We start from the raw sequence: 19816 nt of genomic DNA on the forward strand, positions 1-19816 counted from the left end.
TAGCTGAATAACAAAAAAATACAAATTATGACAAAACTTAATTTTAAAATAGGGATTTTCTTAACCGCAATGACTCTTTTGTCTTGTGGTGGTGAAAAGAAGAAAGAAATAGCGTCTAGTACCACGGAATCTAAAGAGGAGGTGTCTAAACTAACTATAGAAAAACCTCAGTTGACTTTTGGTTTTATAAAGTTAACGGATATGGCTCCTTTAGCTATAGCTAAGGAAAAAGGTTTTTTCGAAGATGAAGGATTGTTTGTTTCTGTAGAAGCACAATCAAATTGGAAAAATGTATTGGACCGTGTAATAGATGGTCAATTAGATGGTTCTCATATGTTGGCAGGTCAACCTATTGCTGCAGGAGCTGGTTTTGGTAGACAAGCAGAATTGGTAACACCATTTTCTATGGATTTAAATGGTAATGGTATTACAGTTTCTAATGATGTTTGGTCTAAAATGAAACCTAATGTCCCAAAAGGAGAGGATGGAAAACCAATTCATCCAATTACCGCAGAATCTCTTAAGCCAGTAATAGACTCTTATAAGAATGAAGGGAAGGCTTTTAAAATGGGGATGGTGTTTCCGGTTTCTACTCATAATTACGAAATACGATATTGGTTAGCTGCTGCAGGGATTAATCCTGGAATGTATTCTAAGGATAATATTCAGGGGCAGATAGATGCAGATGTATTGCTATCTGTAACTCCGCCACCACAAATGCCTGCTACTCTTGAAGCTGGAACAATATATGGATACTGTGTAGGAGAACCTTGGAATCAACAAGCTGTTTTTAAAGGAATAGGTGTTCCGGTTACTACAAATTATGATATCTGGAAAAATAATCCAGAGAAGGTATTTGTGATGACAAAGAAATTTGTGGAGCAATATCCAAATACCGCTACAGCTGTTACTAAAGCATTGATTAGAGCAGGGAAGTGGTTAGATACTCCAGGAAATCGGCCAGAAGCTGTAAAGATATTATCAATGCCAGAATATGTTGGCGCTGATGAAGTAGTTCTAGCAAATTCTATGACAGGAACTTTTGAGTTTGAAAAAGGAGATAAAAGAGAAATGCCTGACTTTAATGTGTTTTACAGATACGATGCTACATATCCTTTTTATTCAGATGGTATATGGTTTTTAACTCAAATGAGAAGATGGGGGCAGATTCCAGAAAGTAAATCAGCAGAGTGGTATGATACTACCATTAAAGATATTTACCGTCCTGATATTTGGACTAAAGCGGCTAAACTATTGGTAGAAGAAGGTCATTTAGAAGCTTCAGAATTACCAAAGACAGATGGTTACAAGCCAGCAACTACTGATTTTATTGATGGTAATAAATATGATGCCAAAGATCCAATAGGATACATTAATAGTTTTGGTATTGGGAATAAAGAAAATGTGGAAGGTGTTTCAAGCATTGAGAAATAAAAAGAGGTTTTCTCTTTTTATTTCTCTTTCCATAACAAAATTAAATAATCTCTAATGACTTACTAGGTATTGTGTTATGGTGGTTAAAGAGAAATAAGTTTTAAAAGAAATAAAATGAAAGATAGGTCAATACATATTCTGAACTTTGTTGGGTTAGGTTTTTTTGAGCCGGCTATACGATTAGCTACAGGAGAAGAAACAAAGAAGAATTTAATCGCATTACTTAAAAAGGTATTATTACCAATATTGTCAGTGGGGTTGTTTTTGTTGTTATGGCATTCTGGTGCTACGTATCTTTATAATGTTGAAAAAGATGCTAGAATAGAAAAAGCGTTAGCGGATCAAGGAGAGGCTGCAGCATTAGAAATGCGAACTTGTATAGAATCTGGAGATATTAGTTGTCAGCCAAATACATTACCGTCACCTGCTCAAGTTTGGACTGCTTATAAATCACTATTAGCAGATCATGCAGCAATATCTGAGAAAAAAAGTTCTTTTGCTGATAAAGTTGCAGCAACCAATGCTAAAAGAGAAGAACAAGGTTTAGCTGCTATCACTTACACAGGAAGACCGTCGTTTGTAGATCAGATTTTTACAAGTCTTAAAACAGTTTTTGCTGGTTTTTTATTGGCTTTGTTTATTGCAGTTCCAATAGGTATTATGTTAGGGTTGAGTAAGACTTTAAGATCCTCTGTTAACTGGTTGATTCAAATATTTAAGCCTGTTTCTCCAGTTGTTTGGTTGCTGTTGGTTTTTATGATTGTAAAAACATTAACTAGAGGTTCTGATTCTGATAGTTCATTTATTATTTCATTTATAAGTGTTGGTTTATGTTCCATGTGGGCAACATTGGTAAATACTAGTATGGGAGTTTCTTCTGTTGATAAAGATTATATTAATGTGGCTAAGGTGCTTCAATTGAGTGTTGCTCAAAAAGTGTTTAAGATTATTTTACCATCATCATTTCCTTTGATTTTCACAGGCTTGCGTATAACATTGTCTGTGGCTTGGATGGTGTTAATTGCAATAGAGTTATTAGCACAAAGCCCTGGATTAGGTTCTTTTGTATGGGAAGAGTTTCAAAATGGAGCAAATGATTCTAACTCTAAAATTATTGTAGCCATGTTTGTGATCGGAATCATCGGGTTCTTATTAGATCGGGTAATGTTAACAATACAGAAGTTTGTCACTTTTACAGAAGAAACCGCTTAAAACATAAGGTATGGCATATATAGAGTTAAGAAATGTATCCAAATCTTTTGGAACAGGAAAAGATCGTACAAAGGTGTTGTCTAATATCAATTTAGAAATTGAAGAAGGAGAGTTTGTGGCTATTGTTGGTTTTACTGGAAGTGGAAAAACAACTTTAATAAATCTTATTTCGGGGTTATTGATGCCAGATGAGGGGGAAGTATTGTTTAAAGGAGAACCTGTGACTGGACCTGATCACGAGAGAGGAGTGATTTTTCAGAATTATTCATTATTACCTTGGTTAAATGTGCGTAATAATGTAGGGATGGCTGTAAAAGAAGCTTTTAAAAAAATGTCTAAAAAAGACAGGAGTAAGCGAGTCGAAGATTACGTAGAGATGGTTAATCTTTCGCCTGCAATAGGTAAGCTTCCTAAAGAACTTTCTGGGGGTATGAGACAGCGAGTTTCTGTTACAAGAGCCTTGTCTATGAGTCCAGAGGTGATATTGATGGATGAACCTTTAAGTGCATTAGATGCATTAACCAGAGGGAATTTACAGCAAGAGATTCTTAAGATTTGGAATAAAGATAAAAAAACTGCTTTGTTGATTACAAACGATGTCGACGAGGGAATTTTAATGGCAGATCGAATTATTCCTCTAAAACCCGGCCCAAAGGCTACACTTGGTCCAGAATATAAAATAAACCTGGAGAGACCTAGGGATAAGACAGCACTTAATCATAACGAAGAATATAAACAACTTCGAAATAGTATTATGGAGTATCTAATACAAATTGGAGAGCAGAGAGCTTCAAAAAAAGATACTAATTATGTATTACCAGATATTAAGCCAAAAATGAAACCAGCACCTTTTAGGAGATTAAGTTTTAGTTAAAAAAGATGGAAATGGAAACATTAGAAAAAGAAGAAGTTGTAAGAAGATCGGATAATGGATTGTTTGAGGATAAGTATATGCTAGATATTTCTCAATTAACTAAAATTTATCCTACTCCAAAAGGAGACTATGTGGTTTTGGATGATCTAGATTTAAAAGTAAAACATGAGGAATTTATATCAATAATTGGTCATTCTGGATGTGGTAAATCTACGTTGCTTACAATGATCGCGGGTCTTAACCCTATTTCTAGAGGAACTATTGTTGCGGATAATCAAACAATTAAAGGGCCTGGTCCCGATAGAGGAGTTATATTTCAGTCTCCAAGTTTATTGCCTTGGATGACAGCATACGATAATGTGATGCTAGGTGTTAAGCAAGTTTTTGCACACGGAACTAAAAAAGATAGGGATAATATTGTAAAATATTACTTATCAAAAGTAGGGCTAGAAGATGCAATGTACAAGAAAGCAAAAGAATTGTCTCAAGGAATGCAGCAAAGAGTAGGGATAGCTAGAGCATTTGCTCTTAAGCCAAAAGTTTTATTGTTGGACGAGCCTTTTGGAATGTTGGATTCTCTAACAAGAGGAGAGTTGCAGGATGTGCTTATAGAAGTTTGGAATCAAGAAAAAATAACTGCTATAATGATTACACACGATGTAGATGAGTCTATTTTTTTAGCGGATCGAGTTATTATGATGACAAGTGGTCCAAGAGCTAAAGTTGGTGATATCTTAAATATTGATTTTGAAAGACCTCGTTTAAGAAAGGATGTTTTAGAGCATCCGGATTATTATAAATATCGAGAGCATTTGATAAACTTTTTAGAGCACTAAGAATACCTAAGAAGACTTTGTAAGCCAAACACCTTTATTCCATTATTGACTTTTAGATAATGGTATAAGGTGTTTTTTTTTTGTTTATAAGCTATATTCATAAGCTTATAGCACGTAAAATCTTGTTATTGTAATGTGTAATAGATTTTGAAATTTTACTTACTCTAATTGCGGAATAATTAATTTAAATAATTATTTTTTTGTTAAAACATAATTTTTTGATGTTAACCTCTAATTTTTTAGGGGTGTTTTGTGTTTTTATATCTTTTATATATAGATTTGTATCAAAATATGGGGGTATTTTTTATTAAAAGAGGTTTTTTTATCGTGTTAACCCTAAAAAAAACAGGGGTTTAATTTTTAAAAGTAAAAAGTATGAATATTGAAGAATTGATAACTGTGTCAATTACGGAATTTTTAGATGTTGAGGTACATAGGGATACTGGAAATTTGGATTTCTCTTCTAAAATTGAAATTGTAAAAAAGCGAATAACTAATAAAGTAAAAAATAGTCCAGATGCTTATGGTATGGTAAGTGGATCTGAAGGATATGAGTATGAGATGTTTTTTAGTAGTAACCCGAATGATATGATTAAAATTGATGGATGGATTCCAATTGATACTAGTAGGATTGAAAAAGCAGATAAAATTAATGAATATATAGAAATTGGATTGTTAAGAAGAATTGGAAGCTCTTTGAGCTAACAAACATTAGTTATTAAATCTAGCTTAATCACGCGTAGTGTTGGTGGATTTTATCATTTTAAAAAATTGTATAACCCAAATATAATATGAATTATGAAAGTAAATGAATTAATTACAGAAGCTATTACTGAGTTCTTGGATGTAGAAGTAAATGGAGATACAGGTAATCTCAATTTTGCATCTAAAATTGAGATTGTTAAAAAGAGAATTAGCGACAAAGTAAAGAGTAGCCCTGAATCTTATGGAGTTAATGATTTAGAGGCATATGAGTATGAAATGTTTTTTAGTAGTAATCCAAACGATATGATTAAAATAGACGGATGGCTTCCAATTGATACTAAGAAAATAGAAAAGGCAGATAAGATTAGAGAGTATATCGAAATCGGTTTGTTAAGAAGGATAGAGAAAGCTGCATAAGCTATAACGTAATAGTTCACAATTTTTTGTAAAAAAGAACAAGTTTTAAGCTCTGTTTAACTAATATTGGTATATTTAATCTAGTATTTAGTTAAACAGAGCTTATTTTTTAGTAGTTACGGATAAACAATATTGTTTATTAAAATAAGTGTTTTTTGAGAAACGTAAGATCTTCAAAATATATGGGGTAATCTCCAATAATAATTTAGTGTTTGAAACCTTAAAGATCTAGTAGCTTTAAGTGTTTCTTGTGTTGCCGGTTATGAGAAGTCATAGCCGGCTTTTTTTGTTAAGGGTATTATTGAGATAATACAGGTTAATGGAGTTATTATGTATATCCAATAAGGTATGGGAAAAGGATCTCCTTTTGCGTAGGAATGCAGTCCTGATAAGTAATAGTTGACACCAAAAAAAGTCATGATAAGGCTTCCTAATGCAAAAAGACTACATACGTTATAGAAATATATATAGTTTTTTGGAATAATGATCCTGATATGAAGTACAAACGAATAGATGATAATGCTAATTAAAGCCCAAGTCTCTTTGGGATCCCAGCCCCAATATCTTCCCCAAGATTCATTTGCCCAGATGCCTCCAAGAAAAGTACCTATGGTTAACATGTATAATCCAATAGTACTTGTAAGCTGATTAATGTTGGTTAGCTTTTTTATGGTATTAGTTGTCTCTTCTTGATTTGAAAACGAAAAGGTGTTTATGCTCATAAGTAATAAAGAGATTAATGCTAAAAGTGACCCCATAGCCAGAAAGCCATAACTACCTGTTATGATTGCTACATGAATTAATAGCCAATACGATTTTAATACCGGTACCAAATTAGTAATTTCGGGATTCATTAAGCTTCCGTGAGCAATACCAATTAAACAGATAGCTAATATTGATGCTGCAGCTGGTGCAAAAGAGCTTTTTTTGTAAAATAGAAAACCAGAAAACATCCCTATCCAAGCAACAAATATGCTAGCTTCATATCCATTACTCCATGGAGCGTGTCCTGATATATACCATCGTAATATAATTCCAGACCCTTGTAGCAAGAAAATGATAAATAGTAAAAGAATTGTAAGAGATATAGTTTTCTTTAGAGTATTATTTTTTTGCTTAAAAACTTTTATAAAACTCAGTAATATTAATAACACACCAAGACAGGTATATCCGATGAGGCACCATAAAAATATAGGATTGTTGTTAAACCATATTTCTAACTTTACTTTGGTTTCCTCTAGTATAATTGTCTCTCCGTTTTTTTTCTGAAAATTTTTGATTAGTTCAACAGTCTCGTTTGCTTTTGTCCAATTGCCTGTTTTGATTCCAATAGAAAGGTTTGCAAAATAAGTGGGTGTTATTTTTGAATAAAAAAGTAAGTCGCCCTCGTTAAAACTGGGTTCTTTCTCTATGGGTGTATACCATTTTAGTGATGGATCATCTTTTTTTGGAAAAATTTTAAGGAATTGACCATTAAGGATACCCCATAAAACGTTAATACGCTCATCAATTTTGATAATATCTTTATCAAAAATAGATCGTTTTCCTGGGGCTTTAGCATATGCGCTGCTAACAAGCGATTCGAGTTTGTAATTTCCTTGAAAATCAAAAAATTGGGAAGCACTTGTGTAGCCAGAAGTGTTAATCTGGATGATTTCTTTTAACTCATGAATTGCTTTTTTCTCAATTTTAATGAACTCCAACAATTGCCATGAATCAGGCTTAAAATTCATTCCTATGAATATTTGTGTAGGAGTAAGTTGTTTTTTTGTTTTGTTTTTGTCAATATATGTGAAGCCGTTTTTACCATGAATTTTTCTAACTAATTCTAATGACAATGTTCCTATTGGTTTAACTCTTCCCTGGAAATCTTGCACTTGGATAGTGGTGAACTTTTGAGCGTGGGTAATGTCTATATATTGTCTCTCAATTAATTCGTGCTCTTGTAGGTGATGTAATTGTTGTGTATATGTATTGTTTACTAATAATAGTATGAGATTTATAGCGCAAAAAAGATTTTTTTTTATCAACGTAGTATTTTTAGTGTTATTCCAAAATGAGAATTTTTCCAGCATAAGCTCAATAGCATTCCTAGCGCTAGTAGTCCATACCCTAAATAGGTTACTAATGTCCCCCAATAATCCCTATTAACAGAAAGTATTGTTCCGCTTTCATCAGGTAAATAAGCAGATTGAAAAAAACGATATCCTTTATAGTTCAGAACGTTATTCATGAATATTGTATAATTAAACATTTTATGTTTTTCTTGGATTTCTAAGTGACTGTAAAATGCAGAAGGACTATTAGATCCAGGATAACGTTCTAAAATAAAGTCCTTTAAAAAAATAGAGAATGGTAGTTGTATAGGTTTAGAGCCGAATCGTAAGCTTATATGAATGTCGTTGATGAATAACGTATTAAAAGGGTTCATGTATCCTGGTCCTCCAAATAAGGTAATTTCCTTTTTTTCTGATCCCGATTCTAGTGATAATATGATTGCGCTTTCGGGATTTTTAATTTCAGGGTTTTTGTCTTTAGAGGTTATTTTAAGGTATTTGTTTTCTGATATTTCATTAAACACAACAGGTGTGTTGTTTATTTGACTTAGTGCTTTGAATTGTAAAGGAACTAAACTGTCTTTTGGATATGAGCTTGCCTTGTTTAATATCATAGAAAAATAATCGGTTTCTTTTGGGAATGAGGCAAGCCAAGTGTTGTTTTTTTTGGTTATGAAAATATCATTGGTTAGCTTATCGTTGCTTTCAAAAGAAATAGAGATTCCGTATATGGTTTTTCTGTCCCCTTTTTTTATATAAAAATCTTTCCGTTCATCATTTTCTGCAATAACAATATGTAAGTAAGTCTTTCCTTTGCTAGTGTCTTTTAATATTTGATGAGCTCTGGGGATATAGTTTTTTAATTGTATTTTTATTTGTTTGTCATTAAAATTGTAATGTTCGCTAATGCGGTTATATCCAATTTCGCTCATGTGAATAGGAGTGCTAGAAAAGTTTTGGGTAATAGAGCCGTTACTTGCCTGAAGCTGTAAATAGCTATCAATAGAGATCATTCTGTCACTTGCAGAATCCTCTTTTATGGTCATTAATGCTTCGTAGCCTCTATATCTTGTTATTCCTGAGCCTAGAATTATAATTACAAATGCTATGTGGAATAAGAAAATTGGTGCTTTTTCCCAACTAAAGAGGTTGTATTTTGGGATGTTTCCTATAAAGTTAAAGGCAATTAATAATACTAGAATTTCAAACCATTTAGCATTGTATATTAAGGCTTTAGAGGTTTCAGTTCCATAGTCATTTTCTATAAAAGTTGCAACAGCCATTGATATAGCAAAAATTATCAGTAATAATGCGCTAACTCGGTTGGAGAAAAGTAATTTTAGTAGATGTTTCAAAGTTGTTTTTTCTTTTCTGATATCCTTTTTTCGGGAGATGGTTATAATTTGAATTCAAAAAAAATCTTATTCTTTCATTCCGAGATCAACCCAAGTTTTGATTAACTCTATGGTGCAACTATCAATTTTAGTTTCTTTACGATAGGGCATAGCGATATATCCTTGTGCATGAGTTATAGAGCCTACTAGTTGTCCACTTTCCCCCATTTTTTTTAAGCTCGAGTAATCAAAAATTTTACTTCTTGATGCTTTTTCTTTGTAAACATCCTCAGCATGACATTTAAAGCAATGAATTTCAATTATTGAAGCTACCTGATTTTTGTATGTTATGTCTTTAGGGATATCGCATATTGGTTTGTCTTTTTTGTTGCAAGAAGCCAACATTATGATTGATGTTAAGATAGCTACAAGTCTTATATGTTTTGTTGAGTTCATTTTTTTTGAAATTTTTGTTTCTAATATAAATTCATGCTATTTTTTTGCGTATTTATTTTTTATTTTAATCCATTCTTCTTCTGTTAGCGGTTTGTATTTCTTTTTGTTAGAAAAAGGATCTTTACCACCTTTTAGGTATTCTTGAATTTGTTTTAGCGGAATAGTGTCTTTTATTTTCTCTGCTACTTTATAAATATGATTTCCATGAAAATCGTGACATTGTAGGCAGGTATTCCATTGCTTATTTTTGATAAGTTGTTCATGCGGGACATCAATGGGATCGTTCTTTACTTCTAGGTCGTAATGGCAATTGATGCAAAATGCAGCGTCTTTAAGAACAACTCTGGTATCATTATGTTCCTTATGACATGTTTCGCATTCCGCCGCATTAATATTAGCAATTGCTTCTTTGAATCTTGGTTCTAAGAAACGATGTGTTGGATGTCTGTCGTTTGGCCTGTCGTGGCATTCAATACATTTTTTATTGTCTACGTTTTCAGTTCCAAAATCTGCTTTGGTTTTACGCATTCCAAAAGTGTATGAAATGTTAGATTGTACCTGTTGGATTAAATTACCTTTGGCATCAGTATGACAAGCATTACATGATAAACCTTCATGCCCGGTGTTTAATGGGCCAAGACTTAAAAAACTTTCTGTTTGTTTTAGTGGTAGAATTATATATATAATTAATCCGATCCCGATCCCAATAAATGAACCGATTCGTTGCCTTTTTCGTAAGGGATTTTTATTAAACATCTATTTTTTAATCGTTTAGGAAACTAATACTTACATTACTTGAAGCAGGGAAGCTGATGCAGGTTAAAATGTCTCCATTAGCCACTTCTTCTTCTGACAACAAATGACCATCTATCATTTTTACTTTTCCTTTGACGCATTTTGCCTTGCAACTACTACACATGCCGGATCTGCAAGAGTAGGGTAGCATGATGTTTTCGGACATTGCTGCTTGAAGAATTGTTTTATCTCCTGTAACACTTATTTCGTGCTTCTTTTTTTCTTGATAGATGACCACATTGCTTACAAGATCTTTAGAGTCACTAGATGTTATAAAATTGGCACTAAAAGCTTCTAGTTTTATTTGGTTCCTTGAAATACCGTTATTTCCTAATATTTCTTTTGCTTTATCCATAAAGCCTTGTGGGCCGCACATCATATATTTTCCGTCAACATAGTTTAACATATGGGTTTCCATAATTTCTGTAATGAGTTCCTCGTTTAGTAAGTCTTGATGGTAGTTTGGTTTTTTAGAAACATTCTTTTCTAATATATGTTGGGTGCTTAGACGGGTCGGATGATTTTCTTCAAGATCTTCAAGAGCTTTTTTGAAGATGATAGATTCTTCGTTCTTGTTAGCATAAATTAGAATAATTTTAGATAAAGGTTCTTTTTCTAAAACGGTTTTTATGATAGAAAATATAGGTGTAATTCCACTTCCTCCGGCAAAAAAAACATAATTGTGTTTAGCATTTTTGTCTGGTACAATAAAAAAACTACCTGCAGGTTTTTCAATTTCAATTTTTTGACCTGCCTCTAAATTCTTACATATGTAGTTAGAAACTAGACCTTTTTCTACTTTCTTTACAGTTATTCTAAGAAATTTATCTGTAAAAGGACTACTGCTAAAAGAATACGCTCTTTTTTCAATTTTATTTTTGATAGGGATTTTAACGGTAAGAAATTGACCTGGTTTGTATTTAATTTTATTAAAGATCCCCCCTTTGTTTAGAATAACACTTACAGCATCTTCGGTTTCACGAATTATCTCTTTTACAGTTAGTAACATAATACTTTATTTTTTATTCGTAATAAAACACAACACCAATATGAAAGACTACTAGAAAACTGATTACTACTGATAGAAGGACATGTACGATCATCCAAGATTGAAAAATCCATTCTTTTTTACTTTTGATAATATCTAGATTAACAGTTCCTAAAACCATATTTATAAAAAAGATGTAGGATAATAACGCGAGATAACCGTACCCAAATTCTAATGCATGTATATAAAAGAATATAGGAGAAAGAACTCCAATCCATTTATGTAAAATAGTGAATCTGACCGTGTGTTTTCTGAGTTTTTTTGATATCCTGGTCACAGAAAGTATCCATTGAAATAATATAAATATTCCAATAAATACTCCTGACCATCGTTTGTATTCTTCATTAAGTTGTAATTCATATAGCCATTGCCATTTTAGGTCTAGGAAAAACTGTAAAAGATATAATACAAGTAAACTAAAGCCAATAAATAAAAAGCTATATGATTTTTTTAGACTATCCAAGTTGTGTTCTTTTAATTTGAAGCTAAGTCTTTTGTTGTTTTTTGGTCCTTTCTTTCGACAAGTAATAATGTTTCCATACTGTGATAAGAAGCTAATTTTCTTACACTATCAATAAAAACTTCTGCTGTAGGTAGATAAAAACCTTTAGAAGGCCAGTTTTTGCCAATCTGTGGTTTTGTGCTATCAATTTTAAAAGCGGCAATTTCTTTAAGATATGCATTGTAAATAGCTTTTGTTCCATTTCTATATGCATTTATAACTCCAATCGCTTCTTTGTATGATAAGGAATCAGAAGGGTATTGCCATGTAGTAGCTCCCATAACATCACCAAGTTTCCAATCTGTTTTAGTGGTGCTTTTGTGGTCGTTATGGCAGTTTACACAAGGTGCTGCTACGGCAAGATCGGCAAACATAGAAGTATATAATTTCTGATCTTCTTCATAGAAATGTTGAGGTTTTTGATCCGCTTTTATTTTGGCAAATAATTCAGCTTGTTTTCCTTGAAACTTGTTTGAGGCGTTAATAGGAAAGTCTGAACCAAGATATAACCCTAGAGGAACGTCGCTTTTTCGAATATCAGAAGAAATACCTCTTAGGAATAAAGCAGGAAGTGGACCAGCTTCTATTTCATCATCTTGCCAGTCTTCATCAAATTTAAGTCCTTGTTTTTTGCCTGCGCCCACAATTCCTTTGGTATATAACGTACGAGTGATATCATTTTCCTCTGCAACCAAGGTGAGTATGTCAGCAACCGCAAACACTTTATCAGAAGGTCCATTTGAAGAAGTTTCTTCGGGAACACCTCCACAAGATTGAATAATAATTGAGATACAAGATGTGAGTAAAAATATCCATTTTGTTTTTAGATGATTCATTTTGTTGTGTTTTGAGTTAATAATTTTAGTGTGTTCTATGCAACTTCTCCGTATGCTGCAGTCTTCATTACAGATGCCATAACTCCATACGTGTCAGTCCAGGCTGCTTTTACTTCTGGAGTAAAATCTTCTCCTAACCCAGTTGCTAGGGTACTTAATAATGCAGCTCCTACAGTATCATAATGTGAGGATTCTACTTTGTAATCTACATGTCTCTTTCCTAAGTCTTGTAAAATTGGTATTAAGCGGTCTAAGTTGCTAAGGCCTGCTACAGCAGAAGATAGCATGGTCATTAGTTTGTTTCCTTGTCCTTTCATTGCTTCTGCGTTATCTGAAGGAAATATTTTTTTTAGTTCGGGATCTAATTCAAAAAGTTTGTTATAAAAAATTTCTGCAGCAGTTTCTGCTATTGGAGCAACTTTACTAAATGATGTTTGTACTAAATCAATTGTGCTTTTTTCCATAATTGCGTTTTTAAAGTGAAATTTTAGACGATGGAAATAAGTATTAATACTTATTTTTATTCAAATATATTTTATTGATTAATGAAACGCAAATGAATTATTTTTAATAAATACATGTTTTTAACATTTAAAACTTAATAAAAACATGTAAAAATAAATATAATGTTATTTTTTAACTTTTTTATTGAATAATAGTTAAAACAACGTTTCTTGAATTAAACACTATTTAAAAATAAGTATTTATACGTGTTTTTTTAGTTTTATGATAATCTTAAAATTGACTTGTTTTTTTGCAGAAATGATAACCAGATATTTTTTTTGAAGAATGGTAGTGTTGATTAATTTAAATTAAAATAGTTTTCTTTTTTCCTTGTAATGCTTTTCTAACAGTGTTTTGTTTTGAATATTGATGAATCAAAAAGGGGCTTTTTTTTTAAAATCTTTTTTTAGTAAGGATCTTTTGTGGATTTCATAATTAACAGGAGGGTTGGATCAGTTACAAGTCTTTTTTAATCTAAATTTAAGTAATAATACTTAATTTTGTTGTTTGATATAATTTTAATAAAACTCTTTATGGCATTTAAATCTTATAAAACTACCTGTTCTTATTGTGGTGTTGGTTGTGGAATAATAGCTAAAAAAGATGCTAAAGGGGTGATTACAGTAGAAGGTGATCCAGATCATCCAGTTAACAAAGGGATGTTATGTTCTAAAGGAATGAATTTACATCATGTTGTACAGGATAAAAGCGATCGAATTCTCTATCCAGAGATGAGATGGAGTAAAGGACACGAATTACAACGAGTTTCTTGGGATCAAGCTTTTGATCGTGCGGTTGCAGTATTTAATACTATTATTAATAAATACGGTCCAGATAGTGTTGGTTTTTACGTTTCTGGGCAGTGTCTTACAGAAGAGTATTATTTGGTTAACAAGCTTACCAAGGGATTTATCGGAACTAATAATATAGATACTAATTCTAGATTATGCATGAGTTCTGCAGTTGTAGGTTATAAGCAAGCATTAGGAGAAGATAGTGTTCCTATTGCCTACGAGGATATAGAGCTTGCCGATTGTTTTATGATTGCAGGAGCAAACCCAGCTTGGTGTCACCCGATTCTGTTTAGAAGAATAGAAGCTCATAAAGAGAAAAATCCAAATACAAAAATTATTGTAGTAGATCCAAGAAAAACACAATCTTGTGATATTGCAGATTTACATTTACAAATAATTCCAGGCACTGATGTAGTATTGTATAATGCGATTGCCAAAAGATTAATTGATCGAAAAAAAATTGATAAAAGCTTTATAGCGAATCATACTGATAATTTCGAATCACTAAAAGAATCTTTGCAATCTATCTCACTCACCGAGGCAGCAAAAATCTGCGGTATAACAGTAGCTGATATAAAGAAAGCCGCTACATATATTAGTAATGCTAAAGGGTTTATAACGCTTTGGGCAATGGGATTAAATCAAAGCTCGATAGGTGTAAATAAAAATAATGCACTTTTAAACCTCTCGTTGCTCACTGGTCACATAGGAAAACCTGGATCGGGTCCTTTTTCATTAACAGGGCAGCCTAATGCTATGGGAGGTAGAGAAGTAGGAGGTATGGCAAATTTATTAGCAGCGCATAAAGATTTAAACAGTAAAGAACATCGAACAGAAGTGGCTAATTTCTGGGGCGGAAAAGAAATTTCTGAAAAACCTGGGTTAACTGCTACGGAAATGTTTGATGCATTAGAAAGTGGAAAACTAAAAGCTGTATGGGTTATATGCACAAATCCTTTGGTCAGTCTTCCTAATGCAAATAAAGTAGAAAAAGCGCTTCAGAAAGCTAAGTTTGTAGTGGTTCAGGATATCTCGCATCGCTCCGAAACTCTAGAATATGCAGATTTGGTGTTGCCCGCTGCTGGTTGGGCAGAGAAAGAAGGAACGATGACTAATAGTGAGCGCCGTATTACTTATTTAAATAAAGTAGTTGATCCACCTGGAGAAGCATTACCAGATGCGGAGATTCTTTGGAAATTTGCGCAACGAATGGGATATAGAGGCTTTGATTATACATCTGTAGAAGAAGTGTATAAAGAGCATTGTCAATTGACTAAAGGGACCAATATTGATATTACCGGTCTAAATTATGATCGATTGAAGAATGAAGGTAGTTTTCAATGGCCGGTCCCAGAAACAAATCATTCTGGAACAGCACGATTATTTCAAAACAAAAAGTTTTACACAGATACAGGTAATGCGAAGTTTGTAGTACCAAGATTTACTAAACCAACTTCAGAATTACTTACTGAGAAACACCCTTTAATTTTAACAACTGGTAGAGTACGTGATCAATGGCACACTAGAACCAAAACAGGTAAAGTAAATAGACTGTTGACACATATTCCGCATCCATTTTTAGAAATAAATCAGGTAGATGCTTTTCTCCGAAAAATTAAAGATGGAGATATTGCAGTGGTAGAAAGTAAAAGAGGAAAGGTACAAGTAAAAGTAAAAGTAAGTGATACAATAGCTAAAGGGGTTGTGTTTTTACCAATGCATTGGGGTAAAGTTTTAGGAAATGATTACGGAAGAGCAAATAACTTAACCACTAGTATTATAGACCCTATTTCTAAAGAACCAGATTTTAAGTTTTCCGCAGTACAGGTTTCAAAGTTTGTAAAAGAAAAGCAAAAAATCTGTATTATTGGAGCAGGTACGGCTGCATACCGTTTTATACAAACATATAGAGAACAAAATACAGAAGATGACATTACCGTGTTCTCTAAAGAACCATATCCTTTTTATAATAGAGTATTGTTACCAGAATATGTAAGTGAAGAACTCACTTGGGAACAATTACAAAAGATGAGGGAAGGCAGTATGGAATCTCTTAATGTTACCTTATCAACCAGTAATCCGGTTACTGAGATCAATAGAGAAGAAAAATATCTCATTGATAGTAAAGGAGAAAAACATGAATACGATATTGTCTTAATGGCTACTGGAAGTAGAGCTTTTGTGCCAAAAGAAGTTCCTATTCATTTGCCAGGTAGATTTACAATGAGAGATCGAGGAGATGCAGATAAGTTGAAAAATTACTTAGAAGAAACTGGTTTGCCAGAAAATCAACAACATGTAACAATTGTTGGAGGTGGACTATTAGGTTTAGAGTTGGCTGCTGCACTACGAAAAAAGAGTGTGAAAATTACGATTATACAAAGAGGTAATCGTTTAATGGAGAGACAACTAGATATTATCGCAAGTCGTTTGTTGGCAGAAGATGTTAGAGAAAAAGGAATACAGATTCATTTTGATAATGAAGTAGATACGGTTTTTAATCAGGATTCTGGTTCTCTATTAGTAAATCTAAAGTCAGGAAAATCATTTAATTGTAATGCTGTAGTTTACTCTATTGGTACTATTCCTAATATTGATTTGGCAAAAACAGTTGGTATTGATTGTCGTCGCGGAATTGTAGTAAATCAATACTTGCAATCCAGTGATTCAGATATTTTTGCTGTTGGTGAGATTGCAGAATTCGAAGGTAATTTATTTGGGATAACGGCAGCGGCTGAACAACAAGCGGATATTGTAGCTAAGTATATTTTAGGAGATTTTAGTGCAATATATAGAGGGTCGGTATTTATGAATATTCTAAAATTCGAAGACTTGGATCTATGTAGTATCGGTAATATTGATATGCCTAAGGATGATCCATCATATGAAGAGGTTATTTTCATGGATGTTGGGAAACGATTTTATAAAAAATGTATCGTTAAAAATGATTGGTTGGTAGGTGCTATTTTGATGGGAGATAAGAGTGAATTTGCAGATTTTAAAAGATTGATCGAAGAAAAGATAGAATTGTCTGAGAAGAGAGAAGAATTACTTAGATCATCCCAACCCGATGAACCTGTGTTGGGTAAATTAATTTGTTCTTGTAGTCAGGTTGGTGAAGGAAACTTGGAAGAAGCTATCAAGTCAGGATGCGAAGATTTCTCCGAATTATGTATTAAAACAGGAGCTGGATTAGGTTGTGGTAGCTGTAAACCTGAAGTAAAAGAGGTGTTGAATAATGTAATGCAATTAGCTTAGTTATGGAAGAGTTTATGCATAGAGTAAATATTAAAGGAGGAATTTTATCACCAAGTGAGTTGCAGCGGATTATAGTGTATGCAGAGGAACTAGGGTTAGATACTTTTCATTTTGGATCCAGACAAGATATTATTTTTCCTTCTAGAGATAATAGTAATACTGTAGTGACGGAACATGAATCTTTTAATACGGATTTTTTTGCTCCAGAAGCCGAACAAAACATTAGTTGTTCTTATGTTTCGATAGATATTTTTAATTCTACGGTTTGGTTACGTGGTACTACGTATTTATATATTTTAGAACAATTTAGGTATAAACCAACATTAAAAATAAATATAGCTGATCCGCAGCAACAGATGGTTTCTTTATTTTCTGGAGATCTTAATTTTATTGCATCTAGTCAAGAAGATTATTGGTACTTGTTTTTAAAATTACCAGGCTGGGAAGAAGTTTTTTATCCAGTTTTGATTTTTACTTGGGATATAGCTAAGGTAGCTCAAGAAATTGAAAATATTTATAAAAAAGTAAATAACGTAGATGAACTTTTTCAATTTCTTAATGAAAGTATAGATACTAATAATCGAACTATCGAGAAACCGTTAAGTGTTGGTTTTAAGCCATTTCCATATTATGAAGGAATGAATAAAATGGGGATTAATCAATATTGGTTAGGATTATATTGGAGAAATAATAAGTATGATTTAAAGTTTTTAAAGGCGTTGTGCGAGTTTTGTATAGAATATCGTATTGGTAAAATATGTTTAACACCTTGGAAATCATTTATTATTAAAGGAATTCCTAAAGAATGTAAGTTAACCTTAGAAAAATTACTAGGTCAGTTTGGAATCAATGTAAGACATTCTGCGTTAGAGTTAAATTGGCATTTGCCAGTGGGAAGTCAGAAAGCATTGGACCTTAAAAAGTTTTTGGTCATGAATTTTGACCAAAATGATATCAGTACTTATGGAATGACATTTTCTATTAGTATTAGGCGTAAACAAAAGAGATATTTCACATCCGTTGTGATAGAAGAAAATAAAACACCAGAAGCTGTTAAAGATTTTGTAGTAAGACCTACGTACAACGTATTATATGCTAAAAATTTTAATCCTAATACTAGGCAATATATTGTATACGCTCAGGATATTGATCAAATGGATTTGCCAGGAATATTACTAGAGTTAACTAAAACGTATTTTCAGAATCTAGGAGAAGGAGATGAGGAGAGTTTTGCTGGAATTACTTCCAAGAAGGAGAAAACAGAGATAGAAGTGTTTCAGTGCCAAGAATGTCAAACTATATATGATCCGTTGGTTGGAGATCCCGTATCGGCCATCCCTGCCGGAACGAAATTTTCAGAGCTTCCGGAATCCTATCATTGTGCACTTTGTGAAGCTCCAAAAGATAGTTTTGAAAAAATGACACTAGAGATTGTATAATTGCAGTAAACTGCAATTATTTGTTATGAAAATCCCTGTTAGGGACAACAATATTTTCTTCTACGTATAAGTCTACAATGGTTCGTACTTGACCCGAAAATTGAGCATGTCTATATCGTAATTCTAAACTGTCTTTATTGAGATAAGTGATCTGAAAGAACTTGTAATCTTTTTCTATGTTCATCAATTCTGGAAGTTGATCACTTTTTAGCTTTATAAAATAGTGACCTTTTTTATTTTGAATGATTTCCCAATTAGCTTTTAATGATGGGCCACAATCTCTTTGTTTGTCATTATTGTCTTTAACTGTCCTGTCTGGGAAATAAGTGTTTCTGTATGATAAGAAACAACCAGCCATGTTCATTCTGGTACCATCATTATATCGTTTGGCAATTTTCCATGTCTTTCCAGATGTTCCTGCAATAAGATCTACAGCATTATCCGGAATTGGATAAGGTTCTTTATTGGTGTCAGAACAGGAAGACGCTAAGATTAAGATACTAATCAGAAGTAGAATAGGATAGTATTTTTTCATATGGCTAAAATTAGTAAAAAGATGCATCAAAAATTATTCCGGTTTAGTTCTTTTTTCTATGTAAGAATATTAGCTTGAGAGTAATTATATATGAATCTTGTTTTTGGGACATCTTTTTAATATTTATTCCTAAGTTCGCAAGGAATCATTAATGGATTGTATCCCTATGAAAGCTGCCACGGTTAGAGAGTTAAAAATAGAGTTAAACAATTGTTCACAGCAAGAATTGGTAGCGCTATGCTTGCGATTATCTAAATTTAAAAAAGAAAATAAGGAGTTACTTACCTATTTGTTATATGAAGCTTCTGATGAGGATAATTATATCGCCTTGGTGCAACAAGAAATTACCAAAGAATTTGGGTTGATTAATACTAGTAGTTATTACTACATCAAAAAAAGCGTTCGTAAGATTCTACGTATTAGTAAAAAGTATATTCGATATTCTGGCAAGAAAGAAACAGAGGTAGAAATATTATTACATTTCTGTACGGAGTTAAAAAAGGTACGCCCTTCTATTAAAAATAATAGAATGCTAACCAATATCTATGATAGACAAATCAATAGTATTACTAAGATCATAGGAACATTACACGAAGATTTACAGTATGATTATGAGTTGGTTTTAGACTCATTGGTGTAATATGCTTTTATGTCAATAGTTTTGTGAATAATTCAGGGAATTTTACATCTTTTTTTAATAAAACACGGGAAAACACTTATAGTATATAATGATGATTTTGAGTTAGTTTGTATGTGCACAAAAAATAAGTACTAACAATT

General features: G+C 32.6%; 18 protein-coding genes. 9 read left to right on the top strand and 9 right to left on the bottom strand.

Translation table 11 applies throughout. The features are described from left to right. Window positions 1-27: 27 nt before the first annotated feature. From NMK29_RS04820 to NMK29_RS04845, 6 genes are all read left to right on the top strand, one after another. Complete coding sequence (locus NMK29_RS04820) at window positions 28-1434, top strand: CmpA/NrtA family ABC transporter substrate-binding protein (RefSeq protein WP_108802469.1); 1407 nt, start codon at window positions 28-30, stop codon at window positions 1432-1434. A gap of 114 nt (window positions 1435-1548) precedes the next feature. Continuing rightward, on the top strand, window positions 1549-2646 hold the full coding sequence (locus NMK29_RS04825) for an ABC transporter permease (RefSeq protein ID WP_108802470.1): 1098 nt from the start codon (window positions 1549-1551) through the stop codon (window positions 2644-2646). Between the two features lie 10 nt (window positions 2647-2656). After that, window positions 2657-3520 carry an ABC transporter ATP-binding protein gene (locus tag NMK29_RS04830; RefSeq protein WP_108802471.1) on the top strand — a complete coding sequence of 288 codons (864 nt, stop codon included), beginning with the start codon at window positions 2657-2659 and terminating at the stop codon, window positions 3518-3520. Between the two features lie 11 nt (window positions 3521-3531). After that, window positions 3532-4356 (top strand): ABC transporter ATP-binding protein, encoded by an 825-nt coding sequence (locus NMK29_RS04835; protein WP_108802563.1) that lies wholly within the window; start codon window positions 3532-3534, stop codon window positions 4354-4356. 375 nt (window positions 4357-4731) lie between these two features. Further along, complete coding sequence (locus NMK29_RS04840; RefSeq protein ID WP_027394082.1) at window positions 4732-5061, top strand: hypothetical protein; 330 nt, start codon at window positions 4732-4734, stop codon at window positions 5059-5061. 93 nt (window positions 5062-5154) lie between these two features. After that, window positions 5155-5478 carry a hypothetical protein gene (locus NMK29_RS04845; protein WP_027394083.1) on the top strand — a complete coding sequence of 108 codons (324 nt, stop codon included), beginning with the start codon at window positions 5155-5157 and terminating at the stop codon, window positions 5476-5478. A gap of 260 nt (window positions 5479-5738) precedes the next feature. Here the strand turns inward: NMK29_RS04845 and NMK29_RS04850 are convergent, their stop codons facing one another. The 8 genes from NMK29_RS04850 to NMK29_RS04885 form a co-directional block, all read right to left on the bottom strand. Continuing rightward, complete coding sequence (locus NMK29_RS04850; protein WP_159092139.1) at window positions 5739-7508, bottom strand: cytochrome c biogenesis protein; 1770 nt, start codon at window positions 7506-7508, stop codon at window positions 5739-5741. Next, a complete protein-coding gene (locus NMK29_RS04855) occupies window positions 7505-8818 on the bottom strand; it encodes a cytochrome c biogenesis protein ResB (RefSeq protein ID WP_108802473.1) in 1314 nt (437 codons plus the stop codon). Before NMK29_RS04855 ends, NMK29_RS04850 begins: the two co-directional genes overlap by 4 nt. A 138-nt stretch (window positions 8819-8956) precedes the next feature. Next, complete coding sequence (locus tag NMK29_RS04860; RefSeq protein WP_108802474.1) at window positions 8957-9325, bottom strand: hypothetical protein; 369 nt, start codon at window positions 9323-9325, stop codon at window positions 8957-8959. A gap of 36 nt (window positions 9326-9361) precedes the next feature. Then, window positions 9362-10081 carry a cytochrome c3 family protein gene (locus tag NMK29_RS04865; RefSeq protein WP_108802475.1) on the bottom strand — a complete coding sequence of 240 codons (720 nt, stop codon included), beginning with the start codon at window positions 10079-10081 and terminating at the stop codon, window positions 9362-9364. Between the two features lie 7 nt (window positions 10082-10088). Further along, window positions 10089-11129 carry a ferredoxin--NADP reductase gene (locus NMK29_RS04870; RefSeq protein ID WP_108802476.1) on the bottom strand — a complete coding sequence of 347 codons (1041 nt, stop codon included), beginning with the start codon at window positions 11127-11129 and terminating at the stop codon, window positions 10089-10091. A 13-nt stretch (window positions 11130-11142) separates the two neighbouring features. Continuing rightward, complete coding sequence (locus tag NMK29_RS04875) at window positions 11143-11631, bottom strand: hypothetical protein (RefSeq protein WP_108802477.1); 489 nt, start codon at window positions 11629-11631, stop codon at window positions 11143-11145. A gap of 11 nt (window positions 11632-11642) precedes the next feature. Next, window positions 11643-12506 (bottom strand): DUF3365 domain-containing protein, encoded by an 864-nt coding sequence (locus tag NMK29_RS04880; RefSeq protein WP_108802478.1) that lies wholly within the window; start codon window positions 12504-12506, stop codon window positions 11643-11645. 35 nt (window positions 12507-12541) lie between these two features. After that, window positions 12542-12970 (bottom strand): globin family protein, encoded by a 429-nt coding sequence (locus NMK29_RS04885; protein ID WP_108802479.1) that lies wholly within the window; start codon window positions 12968-12970, stop codon window positions 12542-12544. Between the two features lie 573 nt (window positions 12971-13543). On the opposite strand from NMK29_RS04885, the gene NMK29_RS04890 reads away from it, so the two are divergent. Beyond that, entirely contained in the window at window positions 13544-17062 is a 3519-nt protein-coding gene (locus NMK29_RS04890; RefSeq protein ID WP_108802480.1) for a nitrate reductase, read from the top strand. Between the two features lie 2 nt (window positions 17063-17064). Continuing rightward, window positions 17065-18501, top strand: a complete 1437-nt coding sequence (locus NMK29_RS04895) for a rubredoxin (protein WP_108802481.1) — start codon at window positions 17065-17067, stop codon at window positions 18499-18501. Between the two features lie 16 nt (window positions 18502-18517). Here the strand turns inward: NMK29_RS04895 and NMK29_RS04900 are convergent, their stop codons facing one another. Continuing rightward, a complete protein-coding gene (locus NMK29_RS04900; RefSeq protein ID WP_159092140.1) occupies window positions 18518-19036 on the bottom strand; it encodes a lipocalin family protein in 519 nt (172 codons plus the stop codon). Window positions 19037-19202: 166 nt separating this feature from the next. On the opposite strand from NMK29_RS04900, the gene NMK29_RS04905 reads away from it, so the two are divergent. Continuing rightward, entirely contained in the window at window positions 19203-19676 is a 474-nt protein-coding gene (locus NMK29_RS04905; RefSeq protein WP_108802564.1) for a hypothetical protein, read from the top strand. The last annotated feature ends 140 nt before the right edge of the window (window positions 19677-19816 follow it).

Source organism: Aquimarina sp. Aq107 (genome assembly GCF_943733665.1).
Classification (GTDB): domain Bacteria; phylum Bacteroidota; class Bacteroidia; order Flavobacteriales; family Flavobacteriaceae; genus Aquimarina.

Coding starts and splice junctions, on each gene's coding strand:
- NMK29_RS04830 (WP_108802471.1), top strand. CDS start 2,657: ATGGCATATATAGAGTTAAGAAATGTATCCAAATCTTTTGGAACAGGA.
- NMK29_RS04865 (WP_108802475.1), bottom strand. CDS start 10,081: ATGTTTAATAAAAATCCCTTACGAAAAAGGCAACGAATCGGTTCATTT.
- NMK29_RS04900 (WP_159092140.1), bottom strand. CDS start 19,036: ATGAAAAAATACTATCCTATTCTACTTCTGATTAGTATCTTAATCTTA.
- NMK29_RS04820 (WP_108802469.1), top strand. CDS start 28: ATGACAAAACTTAATTTTAAAATAGGGATTTTCTTAACCGCAATGACT.
- NMK29_RS04870 (WP_108802476.1), bottom strand. CDS start 11,129: ATGTTACTAACTGTAAAAGAGATAATTCGTGAAACCGAAGATGCTGTA.
- NMK29_RS04845 (WP_027394083.1), top strand. CDS start 5,155: ATGAAAGTAAATGAATTAATTACAGAAGCTATTACTGAGTTCTTGGAT.
- NMK29_RS04880 (WP_108802478.1), bottom strand. CDS start 12,506: ATGAATCATCTAAAAACAAAATGGATATTTTTACTCACATCTTGTATC.
- NMK29_RS04895 (WP_108802481.1), top strand. CDS start 17,065: ATGGAAGAGTTTATGCATAGAGTAAATATTAAAGGAGGAATTTTATCA.
- NMK29_RS04835 (WP_108802563.1), top strand. CDS start 3,532: ATGGAAACATTAGAAAAAGAAGAAGTTGTAAGAAGATCGGATAATGGA.
- NMK29_RS04885 (WP_108802479.1), bottom strand. CDS start 12,970: ATGGAAAAAAGCACAATTGATTTAGTACAAACATCATTTAGTAAAGTT.
- NMK29_RS04860 (WP_108802474.1), bottom strand. CDS start 9,325: ATGAACTCAACAAAACATATAAGACTTGTAGCTATCTTAACATCAATC.
- NMK29_RS04840 (WP_027394082.1), top strand. CDS start 4,732: ATGAATATTGAAGAATTGATAACTGTGTCAATTACGGAATTTTTAGAT.
- NMK29_RS04855 (WP_108802473.1), bottom strand. CDS start 8,818: ATGGCTGTTGCAACTTTTATAGAAAATGACTATGGAACTGAAACCTCT.
- NMK29_RS04890 (WP_108802480.1), top strand. CDS start 13,544: ATGGCATTTAAATCTTATAAAACTACCTGTTCTTATTGTGGTGTTGGT.
- NMK29_RS04825 (WP_108802470.1), top strand. CDS start 1,549: ATGAAAGATAGGTCAATACATATTCTGAACTTTGTTGGGTTAGGTTTT.
- NMK29_RS04905 (WP_108802564.1), top strand. CDS start 19,203: ATGAAAGCTGCCACGGTTAGAGAGTTAAAAATAGAGTTAAACAATTGT.